This window comes from Microbulbifer rhizosphaerae (assembly GCF_014191725.1).
Taxonomy (GTDB): Bacteria; Pseudomonadota; Gammaproteobacteria; order Pseudomonadales; family Cellvibrionaceae; genus Microbulbifer; species Microbulbifer rhizosphaerae.
On sequence record NZ_JACHWZ010000008.1, the window covers coordinates 100,979 to 115,083 of the forward strand.

9 protein-coding genes are annotated in these 14,105 nt (G+C 57.6%); all 9 read right to left on the bottom strand.

Annotated features, from left to right (window positions below):
* Nucleotides 1-178 precede the first annotated feature (178 nt).
* The gene (locus FHS09_RS09915; protein WP_183459358.1) at nt 179-1,399 is read right to left on the bottom strand and encodes a glycoside hydrolase family 88 protein; all 1,221 of its coding nucleotides are present in this window, start codon (nt 1,397-1,399) and stop codon (nt 179-181) included.
* Nucleotides 1,396-2,694: an oligosaccharide MFS transporter gene (locus FHS09_RS09920; protein WP_221191919.1), complete on the bottom strand. Its 1,299-nt coding sequence runs from the start codon at nt 2,692-2,694 to the stop codon at nt 1,396-1,398. Before FHS09_RS09920 ends, FHS09_RS09915 begins: the two co-directional genes overlap by 4 nt.
* Nucleotides 2,695-3,037: 343 nt before the next feature.
* A complete protein-coding gene (kduD, locus tag FHS09_RS09925; RefSeq protein WP_183459360.1) occupies nt 3,038-3,799 on the bottom strand; it encodes a 2-dehydro-3-deoxy-D-gluconate 5-dehydrogenase KduD in 762 nt (253 codons plus the stop codon).
* A gap of 149 nt (nt 3,800-3,948) precedes the next feature.
* Nucleotides 3,949-4,878 (bottom strand): ROK family protein, encoded by a 930-nt coding sequence (locus FHS09_RS09930; protein WP_246394798.1) that lies wholly within the window; start codon nt 4,876-4,878, stop codon nt 3,949-3,951.
* Nucleotides 4,875-6,059: an AGE family epimerase/isomerase gene (locus FHS09_RS09935; RefSeq protein ID WP_183459364.1), complete on the bottom strand. Its 1,185-nt coding sequence runs from the start codon at nt 6,057-6,059 to the stop codon at nt 4,875-4,877. Before FHS09_RS09935 ends, FHS09_RS09930 begins: the two co-directional genes overlap by 4 nt.
* 291 nt (nt 6,060-6,350) lie before the next feature.
* Complete coding sequence (locus FHS09_RS09940; RefSeq protein ID WP_221191920.1) at nt 6,351-9,269, bottom strand: TonB-dependent receptor; 2,919 nt, start codon at nt 9,267-9,269, stop codon at nt 6,351-6,353.
* 400 nt (nt 9,270-9,669) lie between these two features.
* Nucleotides 9,670-11,082, bottom strand: coding sequence for a glycosyl hydrolase family 28 protein (locus tag FHS09_RS09945; RefSeq protein WP_221191921.1), 1,413 nt, complete (start codon nt 11,080-11,082; stop codon nt 9,670-9,672).
* Nucleotides 11,083-11,532: 450 nt separating this feature from the next.
* Nucleotides 11,533-12,582: a LacI family DNA-binding transcriptional regulator gene (locus FHS09_RS09950; protein WP_221191922.1), complete on the bottom strand. Its 1,050-nt coding sequence runs from the start codon at nt 12,580-12,582 to the stop codon at nt 11,533-11,535.
* Nucleotides 12,583-12,852: 270 nt separating this feature from the next.
* On the bottom strand, nt 12,853-14,088 hold the full coding sequence (locus FHS09_RS09955; RefSeq protein ID WP_183459366.1) for a DUF2264 domain-containing protein: 1,236 nt from the start codon (nt 14,086-14,088) through the stop codon (nt 12,853-12,855).
* Nucleotides 14,089-14,105: the final 17 nt, after the last annotated feature.

Genomic DNA, 14,105 nt, shown 5'->3' on the forward strand with positions numbered 1-14,105 from the left:
TTCCACCTGTAACCGACAGATATGCCAAGCAGTGAGGCTCCCTGTAGGTAGGATGGGCAAAGCGAAGCGTGCCCATCTTCCAGGGCGTGGTGTGATGGGCACGCTCCGCTTTGCCCATCCTACGAAATCATTACCTTCACGCTTTGCCATCATTCAGTTCACCCTACAAAAATGGTTGTCACCAGTAGGGGTCCCAGGTCTGCGTCAGACGGACCAGGGCCTCCAGGTAGAAGTAATCGCCCCAGATACAGCTCTCGCCCACGCCCACGTTATTGGGCATGTGATAGACGCCCTCTTTCAGCAGGCCTGTGCCGGCGTCGCTCGCCCCACAGGCGTAATTCCGGATCAGGCTGCGGGTGATCTCCACGGCGGCATTCCGGTAGTTGCCTATATCGGGATCGGCCAGCGGCAAGGTTTTGTTCAGTTCCAACAGCCCGCACACCGCAATGGCCGCGGCGGATGTGTCGCGCTCATGGGAAGGTTCCCGGAATACGAGGTCCCAGCAGCAGACGTCGTCCGCCGGCAGGCGGTTCAGGAAATAGTTGGCCAGGCGCGCGGAGAGCTGCACCAGGCGGGGATTGTGGTAATAGCGGTAGACCAGCGGAAAGCCGGCAATGCCCCACCCCTGTCCTCGGGACCAGCAGGATTCGTCGGAGAATCCCTGATGGGTGGACCCGTATTTCGGCGCGCCCGTCACCGGGTCCATATGGAAAGTGTGGTGGGTGGAGCCGTCTGCGCGGACGATATAGCGCGCGGCATTCTCGATGTGCGTGTCTGCGGCCAGCTTCAGATCGGTGTTGCCAGTTTCTGCCGCGGCCCAGTACAGTAGCGGCAGGTTCAGGTTGCAGTCGATAATCATCCGCCCGGCCTGCTCCGGGTCGTTCAGATCGCCCCAGGCCTGGATGATTCCGGCGTTCGGGAGGTACCGCTTGTAGAGCAGATTCGCCGCCTCCAGGGCCGCCTCGCGGGCGAGCCGGCTGCCGGTGAGCTTGTAGGCGGAGACACAGGAGAGCGAATAGAGAAAACCCAGGTCGTGATGGTCGACGTTTACACGCTCAAAAATACGGGCACTGAAACTTTCCACCTGCTTCAGTGCTGCAGACCTGTATTTCTCTTCCCCGCTGGCTTCATAGGCCAGCCACAGCAATCCGGTCCAGAAACCGTTGGTCCACTCGACGTTGTCTATGGTCGCATAAACACTATCGACACTCGACGGCTCAGGATACTGATCTCCAAATGCCTCCAGCCCTGCGTCAATGCGGCCCAGGGCAGTATCGATAGCGCCGCGGATCAGTTCCCGGTCGCCCGCCGGGTCGAATTCCCTATCGAATGCCCGGGACAAAGACTCTCTCTCAATGGAGTAGCTTGAGCTGTCAGCCGATTGTTGATGAATGGTCATGAATTCCTCCCCGCGGTAAGTTCCTGGTTCTGAGGCTCAGGATCAGGTCGCAGTGTGAATACCGCCGCAATCCAGAACACCAAGGCGCCGGCGCCGATCATCAAATAAGTATTGGCGAACCCGAATAGGTCGTAGGCCCTGCCAACCGGCTGGGACAAAATGGCCAGTCCCAGTGAGTGGCCGAAGCTCACGCCGACCATGTAGAGTGTGGATGCCAGGCGGCTTTCAAAGTGCGTCGCTATATAGCGGAATATCGACACGACCAATATGGGCAGCTCGATCGCGTGCAGCATCTTCATACAGGAGATGGCAACAGGCCCGGTCACCAGGCCGGAGCCGGTAATCCGCACGATCATGATGGCGGCGGCGAGCAGCAGTCCGTTTTTGATACCTATACGGTTTACTATCCATGGGGACACGAAAAGCATGCCCGCTTCGAGGAATATCTGCGCCGAATTGAGCCTGCCGAACATCTCCCGCCCGAGTGCCTCGGTGGCGAACTGCGAGGCGAAATAGACCGGGAACTGCTGGTCGAAAACCAGGTACAGGTTGGTCACCCCGAGTATCAATACCATAAACCCCCAGAATTCCCGCAGCTTGAGCACGGCCAGGGCATCCGTTACCTTCAGGCTCGACGACGCTTTCAAGTCCTGGGCGGTGGTCTCCACCTTGAGGAACAACAGCGCGGGCAGGAGGATCAATACCGTGGCGGAGGCGATAAAGAAGTTGATCTGGGGACTGATGTTGAACAGGGTTCCGGAATAGAAGGCGGCGAAGGCAAAGCCAAGCGAACCCCAGAGACGCACACGACTGTACTCGAATCCGTACTTGCGCCCCACCCTATCCACATAGGATTCCAGCGCGAAGGAACCGGCGATAAAGGTCATCCCGAGATAGGCACCGCCCAGCGCCGCGCCCAGGAATATGTTCGATTTGATCAGGGGTTCGTAGACAAAGACAAAAAACGGTCCGCACAGGCCGACCATCACCGAGAGAAACAACAGCACGTGCCGGCGCAACCCGACCTTGTCCGAAATATAGCCGTACAGCGGCTGCGTTATCAGCGCGGCGATAAAGTTGGCTGCGAAGACAATACCGATCTGTTCGCCGTTCAAACCCAGCGTGCTTTTCAGCCAGTTGGAAAGCAGGGAAATACTCATGGCCTGCGCCGCGAAATAGGCGAAGACGAATGCACTCAACAGCACATAGAGCCGGAACTTCAGCGACGCTGCCTCTTTGGAGAGTGGTGCTTCCGCTGCGGAAACGCCACTCTGAATATCTGCCACTATCGCCATGGGGACTCACCTCTCATTTTCGCTTGCGAGCCGGTCTCCCAGAGAGAAGAACCGCCGCTTAGTTATTATTTTCTGAATCTAATTATTTTTCTGTGTTTTGCCGCCGCAGGGGGGGCCCTACGCACTTTGTAGGAGCCTGCTTGCAGGCGAACATTGCCGGCAAGAAACTCTGTGTCCGCCGTCCATGGCGCGACCTCATCACGTTCGACCATGCCCCGGCCCCGCCATCCATGGCGGGTCGCCTTCCCGCGCACAAAGCGTTGCTTCGTAAACGCGCGGGCTGGCCCTGCAAGCAGGCTCCTACATGGTGCCAGGTCTTAACCCAGCAGCATTGCAATCACCACTATCGCGCCAGCCAGCCTCCGTCGACGGGCAGGGTGATCCCCTGCACGTAATCCGATGCGGACGAGGCCAGAAATACCGTGGCACCGCCCAGGTCCGCCGGGTCACCCCAGCGCCCCGCCGGAATACGACCGAGGATTTCCGCATTGCGCACCTCGTCCGCGCGCAGAGCCGCGGTGTTGTTGGTGGCGAAATAGCCCGGTGCTATGGCATTCACATTGATGCCGTGACGGGCCCATTCATTGGCAAGCGTTTTGGTCAGGCCCATAACTCCGCTTTTCGATGCCGTATAGGAGGGGACCCGAATCCCGCCCTGAAACGACAACATGCTGGCAATATTGATGATCTTGCCACCGCGGCCGGCGGCCATCATCTGCTTCGCCGCCGCCTGGGACAGGAAAAACAGCGTGCGCAGGTTGGTGTTCATCACGCTGTCCCACTCCTCCACGGTGAAATCAATGGAGTCATTGCGCTGTATGATACCGGCGTTGTTCACGAGGATATCGACGGTGCCGAGCGCCTTCACCACCTCCGCCACAATTTCGGCAACAGCCTCTGCGGATGACAGATCTGCTTTAACAAAATGCGACCGGCGGCCCGCCGCCTTGATTCCGGCCAGTGTTTCCTCCGGGCTCAAACGCCCGACCAGCGCGATATCTGCACCGGCGTCCGCCAGCGCCAGCGCCATGCCCTGCCCCAGGCCGGTATTGGCGCCGGTGACCAGTGCGACTTTTCCTTCCAGACTGAAAGCGGATGTGGACATAACTCTTACCCTTATTTCAGCTGACAGATATCGAGCACATTCAAATCGGTGTAAGTACCATCCAGCTCGACAATGCCGCACAGTTTTTCGTTACTCATCATTTCTGGATGGGTCGAATAATAGGTATTCCTGAACACGGAGCGTCTCCTCTACTGATAATCGCTCTGCTTAAATAACTTTTCGGCCGCAATCAGGGCTCCCAGCTCGCCCGAGTGGCCATCCAGGGCCGACGGAACTATGTAGTTTTCCGGGTCCGCCGCCGCCGGTAGGGTGGTGTAGCCGTTGAGCATCTGAGTGAATTCGGTGCGAACCATCGCAAACAGCTGCTTTTGGGACATGACTCCACCGCCGAGAATAATGCGCTCCGGCGCATAACACAGGGTGAGGTTGACACACATCGCAGCCAGGTAGCGCGCCTGCAGTGCCCAGGCCGGATGATCCGGTGCCAGGTCCTGCCCTTTGCGTCCCCAGCGGGCCTCGATTGCCGGCCCCGAAGCCAGGCCTTCCAGGCAGTCACCGTGAAACGGACAGCTGCCACGGAAATCGTTCTTTTCGTCAAACCGTGGCAACAACATATGCCCGATTTCCGGATGCATCGCGCCATTGACGATCTCGCTGTTCGACACCACCCCGGCGCCTATGCCCGTGCCGATGGTCACATAGACGAAGTTCTTCAAACCGCGCGCCGCGCCCAGCAAACCCTCACCCAGGGTGGCACCGTTGACGTCGGTGTCGAAAGCTACCGGGACATTCAAAGCGCGGGAAATACTACCCACTACATCGGTGTAGGCCCAATGGGGTTTGGGCGCAGTTGTGATATATCCGTAATACTGCGACTGCCGATGCAGACCGACCGGGCCGAAGCTGGCCACGCCGATCGCTCTCAGAGCGCCATATTCGGCTTCCCCCTCTTTAAAAAATTCTATCGCCCGAGCGAGCGTCTCGTCCGGGGTGGTAGTCGGAAAACTGGTTCTTGCCAAAACCTTGTCCGGCGAGTGGCCGATCACACAATTGAACTTGGTGCCGCCCCCTTCGATACCACCAATCAGGGTTGCCACTTGCAAATCCATCGCACTCATCCTTTTACCACCTTTTCAGCTCTCAATAACTCGGATATAGCCAAATATATGTGATACCCGGTACTCGCCGGCATATCGTTGGATACGGGTGTACCGGACGCATCCAGCCGGTCGAGCCAACCGCCCGAAACCGCTCCCTGAATGTGGTCCGCCCACAACCGATCGAAAATTTCGTTCGCCACCGTGATGCTATCGGTATTGCCCGAGCAGACAAGTGCCAGTTGGGCTTTCAGCGCCTCGGTAAGCCCCCAGCACCTGTGAACAGGTTCGCGAATATCGCCTTGAAGCGTATGTGACAAGTAGAGCCGGCCATTTGGCAAGGTCAGTTCACGGGCTTTGCGATACAACAAGGCCGCGGCGGAGGAAACCGGACCGCCACAAATACGTGCGTGCTCGTGCAGTAGCCAGACCCATTCGTATTGATGTCCCGCCTCGAACCTGTCATCTTCGTGCGGCCCCCAATCTTCCGCAAATATCTCCCGCAGGCCCGAGAGCTTGCGGTCGACAAATCGGGACTCCATCAACGCTACCAGCTCCTGGCTCCGCAGGAGGGAGCGTTGGTCCCGGGCCGCTTCATGCCAGGCCAGTGACGCCTCCAGCAGATGCATATGCGGGTTCTGCTCCACCCGACCGATTGTCGGCAGGCGCTCGAAATAGCGGCCCCGGTTTTCGAGACAGCGCAGCCGTTGGTCAATCGCCATGCTCAGCGCCATTCCCCCAGTCAGAGCTACGGCTCCAGCGCCCGCGCGCAGGGCCCAGGCATGGGCCAGTAGAACGAATGCGCTGTCGTAAAGATCCGCCCGATCGTCCGATAATTCCCGCGAATTCAGGTCGACCGTGCGCCCATATAAACCGTCTTCCCTGCGGCAGGCTTGGTGTAAGGTCCTCAGACCGGTGCGAACGAGCTCAAGCGAGCGCTTTGGCTGCCATCCCATCACGGCCGCCAATGCAAATACGAATACCTGTCTCGCCTGAACGCGAACGCGGGAAACCGGGTTTTCCAGCGGGCGCCCTTGCAAATCCAGTGATTCCCAGAAACCGCCCCCGTCGGCTACGCCATTTTCCGACCACAGGGGAAAAGACGCTTCGAACATCCACGAGCGGGCCAATTCCGCCCTGCGGCCGAGGCCGGCCATACCGGTATCCTCGATCGTCGGTATTCTGTCTTTAAGAAAAACCATCTGTGGATCAACGCTCTGGTTAAATGACTTCTTAGTCCGGAAATATGTCGGGTTAATAGCGGCACACGGATGTGCCGCCGCCGGCCCGGACCGGCGTTAGCCCACGAAATACTGACGCAGTTCCATGTATCTGCGTCAGTATTTCGTGGATGACAATCCAATAGATCGGGAGGAGCCATTGGATTGCCGGGTTAATAACACCGTCACTGCTCCCATGTCTTCCCACTGTGGAAGTACGGAAAAAGGGGCGCCACTCGGGCGCCCATCAAGGAGAGAGACTGTACAGCAAGATCAGAAGCTATAGCGCAGGCCCGCCCCGAAGACACGGCCGTTGACAAAGTGCTGCAAGAGGAAGTTCGAATCGTAATCCCTCGGATCGCCCGCGTAACGGTCCGGCGCCTCGTTGGTCAGATTCGACGCGTTCATCGACAGGGCCAGGTCCTCGGTGATGTTGAAATTCATCGACGCATCCAGGATGCCGTAGCCCTCCGTATAAACCCCCCAGCTCGGCCACGCGTCGTTGTTATTCGCGAACTCGGAACGGTAGGTGTAGACCACACGGGCCGACATGAAATCATCCTCGTACATGCCCGACAACGACCAGCTGGTGTCCGACTGAAAGGGCATGGGCATTTCGACGATCTCGTCGTTCATCTTGACCGGGTTTTCGGTATCCAGAATGGTGTAGGAACCCGAAACCCCGAAGTTGTTCAGCGCTTCCGGCAGGAAGTCGTAGTCGAAGAAGGTCTGGAAGGCCAGCTCCACGCCCCGCGCCATACCCTTCTCGGCGTTGATCGTGCGCGAGACACTGTACTGGTTGGCCGGGCAGCCGTTGTCGGGAGATTCGTGGGTCGGGAAGGCCGATATGCTCCGACAGGTGCGCTCGCTGTTGTGGAAGCCATCGATATCCTTATAGAAAACACCGAGCGAGACGTAATTCGCCCCCGAGAAGTATTTCTCCAACGACACGTCGAAGCTGTCCGCCTCGAATGGACGCAGATCGGGATTGCCCACCGAACCCGCACCGGTTTGTGGGTCGACGCGAACGACGGGGTTGAGCGCCGACAGGCTGGGGCGGGAAATGCCCTTGGCGTAACCGAATCGAACCAGGGTGTCCTCGTCGATATAGCCGGTCACATTCAACGACGGCAGCACATCGATGTAGGAGGTGCCTTCCTCGTTGGGCACGATTTCGTCGTTCGGATCGACGATCATGGCCCGTGCATACAGATCGGTCTGCACCACACGCACGCCGGCGTTACCCTTGATGATGTCGCCGTAGGCGAAGTCAGCCACGAAATAAGCGGCAAGACTGTCTTCTTCGGAATAGCGGCGGTCAAGTAGGTGCTCTTCTTGCTCGCCGTCCAAGGGAATGCCCGCCTGCGGGAAGAGGTTGCGCACACGGTTACCTTCCAGCTCCAAGGGGTCGTAGACCACATAGCCGCCGCTGTAGCCAGCCCGGCCGTCCAGCCAATTGGTCGGCGAAACGTCCAGCATGCCCGCCAGAGAGTCCGCCGAAATGGCGTTGGACTGATCCTCCGCCAACCGTTCGCCATCGGTGGTCAGCCTCTTGCCCCAATGAAAGAAGTTCCTGTAACTGGCCGACTGGGTCGCATAGCGGGCGCCGAACTTGATGTCTTCAATCAGCGGCAGGTCCATTTGGTATTTAAAGTCGACTTGCGTCGCCCAGCCGTCATCCTCCCACTTCTGATTTCGATTATTGTCAAAGTAGTTGAGGACAAAGTTGGAAGGATCACTCAAGCTGGGTCCGGATATAGCCAGATCATGGGGTTCGCTCATCAGATTGCGGGTAACATCCCAAGTCACACCCGAGCGCGGAACGAATGCGACCTTGCGGTTGTCCGCCTCCTGAGTAGCCTGGATGTACGACACATCGAATTTCACGTCCAGCTTCTCCGTGGCTTGCCACTCACCACCGAAGGCAGTATTCCAAGTTTCATACGGGTGGTCTTCATGCCCGCCCCAGGTTTCCAGGCCGGAGACTCCCAGGAAGGTTCCACTGGCCAGCCTCTGTCCGGCCACTAGCTCGTTGGCGCCGCCGTTGCTGTTGCGGTTCATGAAACTTTCGTCAAACGTGTAGTCGACGGTGCTCAGGTCCTGGACGTAGCGACTATCACCACCAATACCGCTACCAAAGACCATGAAGCGATATTCCTGATCGTACAGGTAATAGTTGTAGTTGGCCGTCGCATAGAGCTCGAGCGTGTCGCTGGGTCGCCACTCGAAGGCCACATTCGCGCCCTTGCGCACCCGGTTGATATCCTCCTGGAAAGCCTGTTTGGTCTGGCCCAGTGCGGTAATCAGGTTTGCTCTTTCCTCTTCGCTATAGTCCGCGTAGTTCGCTTCAGTCAAATAGCTAATATCCGAGCGCCCCAGATAGGCCGCATCCACTTCACCGGCAGTAACCAGGTCAGCGTATTCGGCGCTGTCGGCGCTAATGGCGCGGCGCAATTGCGGCCCGCGGGCAAAGACGGGATCGGAGTCCGAACGGTTGTGGCTCTCCTGATAGTTGCCGGCGATCATCAGACCCATCTCGCCAAAGTCTGTCTGCCAGCGATCGGCATACAGGCCAAAAAACTCCGGACTGTTACCTTCGGATAAATCATTATAGCGGTTCGAAACCGCGACGTTGAAAGTACGCTCATCGAAATCCAGCGGCTTTCGCGTCTTGACATTGACCAGGCCGCCAATGCCGCCCTCGATGTGCTCGGCCGACGGGTTCTTGTACACATCGACGCCGGCGATCATGCCCGGGATCGCCCCTTCGATATTGAATTCGCGACCGCCGGCAGTGAAATAGGCCCGCCCGTCCACCCGCGAGGCCGTCTGCCCCGAGAGCCCCCGGATGGTCAGGCCACTGCCCTCGCCGAATGGAGAGGCGCCTTCGCCACCGTAGCGGTAGCCCTGGACGCCGGGAATGCGGGTGAGGGTTTCGGCCACGTTCGGGTCGGGCAATTTGCCGATGTCCTCGGCGGTGATGGAATCGACGATTTCCATCGTGTTTTTCTTGATAGCCACGGAAGTCTCAAGGCTCTGGCGCATTCCGGTAACCTGAACCTCCTCCAGTTGCGCCGCGTCTTTCTTTTTCTCCTCAGAAACCGCTTCCTGGGCAAAGGTCGTTGCCGACATCGCCATAAGCGAGGTGTAGGCCGCAATAGCGGCGGAGAGTTTTTTGTACTTTATTATCATTTTGCTATCTCCTCATCGTCTTCTTGTGGTGAACAGCGGGGTGTTCGCCGGAGGCGAACGGAAAGTTATAGGAACGCTCGTAGCGACGTCCGCGTTTTATTGACCCAGCCGTTTGCCCCCAGGGCAAAAATCCGGCACTTCGGCTCAAACTTTTGAAATAGCTGTTATCGTTAACAAAACCGGCATTTAAATTTCCCATCTCATGGGATCGCAATTGCCTTTCAGAGCCCGGGAAACCGGCAGTGACCGCTGCCGCTCGGAATGCCTTCTTTCTTATTTCTCTAATTACAGCATATTTATATTATAATATGAACTTAACTCACGACACATCAACAAGCAACTTTTTTTTGCGACCATGTTTACTTCCGCAGTCTCGGCTCGTTTTCCCACCCCCGGACAATCAACGAAACCTCACGTCGGAAACATGGCCGCGAATATCCAGGTTCGCCTCATCTGCGTTGCGCACTTTGCGCCCGTTGATTTGCAAATTTTCGAAGAGCACTCCACGTACAGCGCGCTCCTCGTCGTAGCCGGCAAGAACCGATGCCTTTATATTGGGGCCTGTGTAACTCACGTTGCGGAATGTCACGTTTTCGATCCCGCGCCCGGGTGCTGCGCTATATTTTTCACTAAAGACCACGCCCAGGGTTAGCAGCTGGCCCTCCTGAAAATCCTCTACCCGGATCGTGTCGAAAAGTACGTTGCGGGCCAGGTTCCTGTCGCTGACATTGATCGCCATGGTGCCCTGCGCAGTGAGATCGTCCTCGTCGTGTTCGAGGATGTCGATATTTTGAAACAGCAGGTTTTCGATCAGTTCGCCCTCACTGCCCTCCTCGGCATTGCCGTGTATGCCGATGTTGATGGGGTGCGCGACGTCGGCCCACAGGACCGAATTGGTGATGCGGAAATTCCGCACATCGCCGTAGTAGTCCCAGCGGTGTCCATAGATGGCGATACTGTCGTCCGAGGTGCGCAAAAAGACGTCGTCCACTTCCACATCGGAGCAGCTCATGAAATCCAGGCCATCGGACCATTTATCGGCGCTGAAGGTTTTCAGGTTGCGAATGACAAGCTCCGAAGACTGGCCACAGAACACCGTGTAATGTTTGGGGTTCAGTACCGTCGGCCCATCGATAACGATGTTCTTGGAAAAGGTAACCTCGAATCCTCGCTGCGGCCTGTCGAGCATGCCCCTACCTAGCACCTTCACATTTTCCACCCGATCGAGAACTACGGGCCCACGCAACAGGGCACCGGCCTCCAGATAGACCGTCTTGTTCGAGGGAAAGCGAAAGCCTTCTTCGCCCTCCGCCAGTTCGTGCACGCCGGGACCAAACCAAATCACATCCGGGTCTTCCGGATCGGGCTTTTCCGTTGTTTCAATGGGGTTGGCGATGACATGCAGGTTGTGCAGCCGGTCGCCGTCGAATTCGACGGACAGCTTGCGGGGCTGGTCGATGGTGAAGGTGATGCTGTGGCCAAAGCGGCCGACCTCCGGCTTGATGCCGGCCGCCAAAGGCCGTACACGGACATTGCGAAAGTCGCCATTGTTCTTGCGCACGGACACTTCCACCGGTCCGTCCATGTCGAAACGGACCATGGTCGCAGACTGGGGCCGATCCAGGTCGACCATCACGTTGTACTCGTACAGATCCTGCCAGGTTCCGCCGGGTTCGCGAACCCGCACGGTGAAATCGTCGTTCAGATGTGTATAAAAGGTTGGTGGCGCCGGTGGCGGATAGACAATCAATTCCTCCTGCGCCAGCGCTGGCGCGGTCCAGCTGCATACCAGGAGCGAAAAAGGCGCTGCCATAGCTCGCACTACCCGCCCCAGTACCCAACGTACTCCACTCGAGCTATCTGGCAAGTTGCCCGGTGCGGGCTTGTCTGGAATACCTGGCTTGGCCATAAAGGCTCCTCTCATCCGGCAGCTCCGGCGGGCGCTGTCGCGCCCGATCTCGGCTCAAATCGCTGAATTATTGTTATCGATAACAGATTCGGTGGTAAAAAACGCCGGATCCGCAATCAGTACCGGCGTTCGAGGCCCGGGAAGCGAAGGCCCCGCCCCACCTTTATATCTTCATTGTTAGAGTACTATAAATAATACTGAAACATTTGATAAGCCCTTTTGGGCACTTAATTTCTCCCGTAGGGAAAAATTCCTCCAATTTAATAGCTTTTTTGGAATTTTGCACCCCCAATATGGCCTCTAAGGACCATACTGTTGCGCTGCGTGAAAGCATCGGGGAGGAAATAAACTCCGTCAGGACAGCGCCCGGCCTGTGGAATGGCGCTTGACGAGTTTGTATGTCATGCGCTGATGGAGGGGTTTTGGCCCCCTGCCCTTCCTCAGGTCGTTGATCATCTTGTGGATTATCGACACCGCTGCGCCGCCCATGGCTGTTATCGGCTGGTGTATCGTGGTCAGATCCGGCCAGATAATGCTGGCTATAGGCGTATCGTCAAAACCAGCCACACTCAGTTCTTCGGGAACGCGGATACCGCGCCCTTGGGCCACGGATACTACGGCTGCCGCCATATCGTCGTTGGAAGCGAGAATAGCGGTGGGCTGCTCATCGCCGCTCAGCAGTATTTCCGCGGCCGCCAAGCCGGACTTGTAGGTAAAACGGCCAGGGGCGATCCAATTTTCACGCACTGTCAGGCCGGCAGCCTCCATCGCCTTGAGGAAGCCATCCAGTCGGCATTGCGAGGGTGTGTGTGTGGGATCACCCTCGACGAACGCAATCTTTCGGTGTCCCAGCCTAATGAGGTGACGGGTTATCGACATTGCGCTCCGATAGTCGTCGATATACACCGCGGACACCTCCGGAAGCGGCCTTGCGGTGGCCAGTGCCGCCACAGGGATGTCCAGGCCGGCCAGCATCCGCACCGTCGATTCTGAATCGCACAACGGGGGTGGAAGTATGACCCCTTCCACTCCCGCATCGACCAGGCGACTGACCGCTTTCTTCTGTGAAGTGAGCCCGGAGCAATACTCGGGAATCAGTTGGCAGCCCAGTTTGCGTGACTGCTCGAGACTCCCGACCATGATCTTGCTCAGATAACTCTCCGAAGGGTTCGAGAACAGGATGCCAATCCTGGTCGTCCCCAACCCCATACGGGTTGACCGGGCGGCCATATTGGGGATGTAGTTGAGTTCCTTAATCGATGCCAAAACACGCTGGCGCAGCGGTTCGCGGACGTTGGCCTGCCCATTGATCACCCGGGATACAGTCATCGAGGAGACTTTCGCATGGCGGGCGACGTCATGAATGGTGACGGTGGCTCGCTTGGCGCGATTTCTATTTTTCAACAACGCCTCTCCAGCATCAAAGATGAGATTTACTCTAACCGACTTTCTTGCCGAATGGCACTCGGCTTAACCTGTAGGAGCCTGCTTGCAGGCGAATGGTACGGGCAGCAAGCTTCCGGTTGCCATCCATGGCGAGACGAAGGCACGTTCGATCAGGCCCCGGCCCCGCCATCCCTGGCGGGTCGCCAGACCGCTCACAAAGCGATGCTTTGTATATGCGCGGCTTGGCCCTGCAAGCAGGCTCCTACAGAAAACCATATAGGACTGGAATCATAACGCGTGATCGGCCGGAAGGTTTTCACCTTTCCAGATTTTCACCGCCGTCCAGGGCTCTTCGTCTCCGGCCCAGAAGGAGTCTTCAACAGGCAGGCCCAGCGCGAGCAAACCGGTGCTGCAGAGGTACAGGCTTCCGGTGGAGATGTAATACTCGCCCAACGCATTCTGGTGGCCGCAAAACCCGATCTGTAACCAACCGTTTTTGTCAAAGGTTCCCGGCGCCGTCATCTGGCGATCCATGACCGCAGTCAGCGCACATCGCACCTGCGCAGGCTTGATATCATCCGGCAAGCGATGCTGCAGGGCAGCCTGTGACAGATGCTGAAAAGCACCCATTCGATAGGCAATGGATCGGCCGATGGCCGGATAGGTACCTTCGGGCGATATCAGCCGCTCCTGAATGGCCGCATAGCGGCTGAAGCGGCGATTCAAAGTCTCCACCTCTTCCCCACTGATTTTGTTCTTGTCCCGCATCGCCGTGGCGATGTCCATCAACATGGGCTGGATGACAAAGCTGTTGTAATAATCCCAGTGAAACTCTTCACCGTCACCATAGATGCCGTCGCCCAGGTACCACTCCTGATGCTTTTTCACTGGCAGATTGATCCGCATGATGTCAAAAGGCAAATCGTTTGCCAGCAGGAAGGCCTCGATCATGGCACTGAACAGTAACCAGTTCGAGTAATATGGGTTTACCTCGCGGGTTGCCTGCAAACAACTGACGGCCTGCTGCTGCGTCTGTGTGGGAAGCGACTGCCACAACCGCCGTGGGGCACGCAAAAAAGCGTGGGCCAGGAAAGCGGCATCCACCAGCATCTGCGGTTCCATATGGTCAAACAGGTAGTCCGGTGAGCGCGGATCGACAATGGCCGCTACAGTGGCAACGGCCTGATTTCGGTAGCGGTTGCGGAGTTCGATCTCCGCCGTACCGCCGGAATCCGATTCCAACCAGGGAGCGATTCCAGCCAGCAGGCGTCCCACGCCTTCCAGATAGGTGGAAGGTTTGATCTTGGACTCCGTGGTGGTTTCCACCGGCATGGAGCTTTTCAGCTGACCTGCGCTACCGGCTTCCAGCAACGGCCTGGAGATTTGATCGAGCAAATTCAACCAATACCGACGGTGGTCGATGGAAACGCCGCCTTCCGGGATATCAGCGGCTTGCAACCGGGGCGCTGCCAGGGCGCCGGCGCCGAGCAGCGGAGCTGCCTTGAGAAAATTACGTCGATTCATTCTGTATCACCTATCAA

What these genes read in the sequence shown, in the direction of transcription:
- FHS09_RS09915 (WP_183459358.1), bottom strand. Translation starts at nt 1,399, where the DNA reads ATGACCATTCATCAACAATCGGCTGACAGCTCAAGCTACTCCATTGAG.
- FHS09_RS09920 (WP_221191919.1), bottom strand. Translation starts at nt 2,694, where the DNA reads ATGGCGATAGTGGCAGATATTCAGAGTGGCGTTTCCGCAGCGGAAGCA.
- kduD (WP_183459360.1), bottom strand. Translation starts at nt 3,799, where the DNA reads ATGTCCACATCCGCTTTCAGTCTGGAAGGAAAAGTCGCACTGGTCACC.
- FHS09_RS09930 (WP_246394798.1), bottom strand. Translation starts at nt 4,878, where the DNA reads ATGAGTGCGATGGATTTGCAAGTGGCAACCCTGATTGGTGGTATCGAA.
- FHS09_RS09935 (WP_183459364.1), bottom strand. Translation starts at nt 6,059, where the DNA reads ATGGTTTTTCTTAAAGACAGAATACCGACGATCGAGGATACCGGTATG.
- FHS09_RS09940 (WP_221191920.1), bottom strand. Translation starts at nt 9,269, where the DNA reads ATGATAATAAAGTACAAAAAACTCTCCGCCGCTATTGCGGCCTACACC.
- FHS09_RS09945 (WP_221191921.1), bottom strand. Translation starts at nt 11,082, where the DNA reads ATGGCAGCGCCTTTTTCGCTCCTGGTATGCAGCTGGACCGCGCCAGCG.
- FHS09_RS09955 (WP_183459366.1), bottom strand. Translation starts at nt 14,088, where the DNA reads ATGAATCGACGTAATTTTCTCAAGGCAGCTCCGCTGCTCGGCGCCGGC.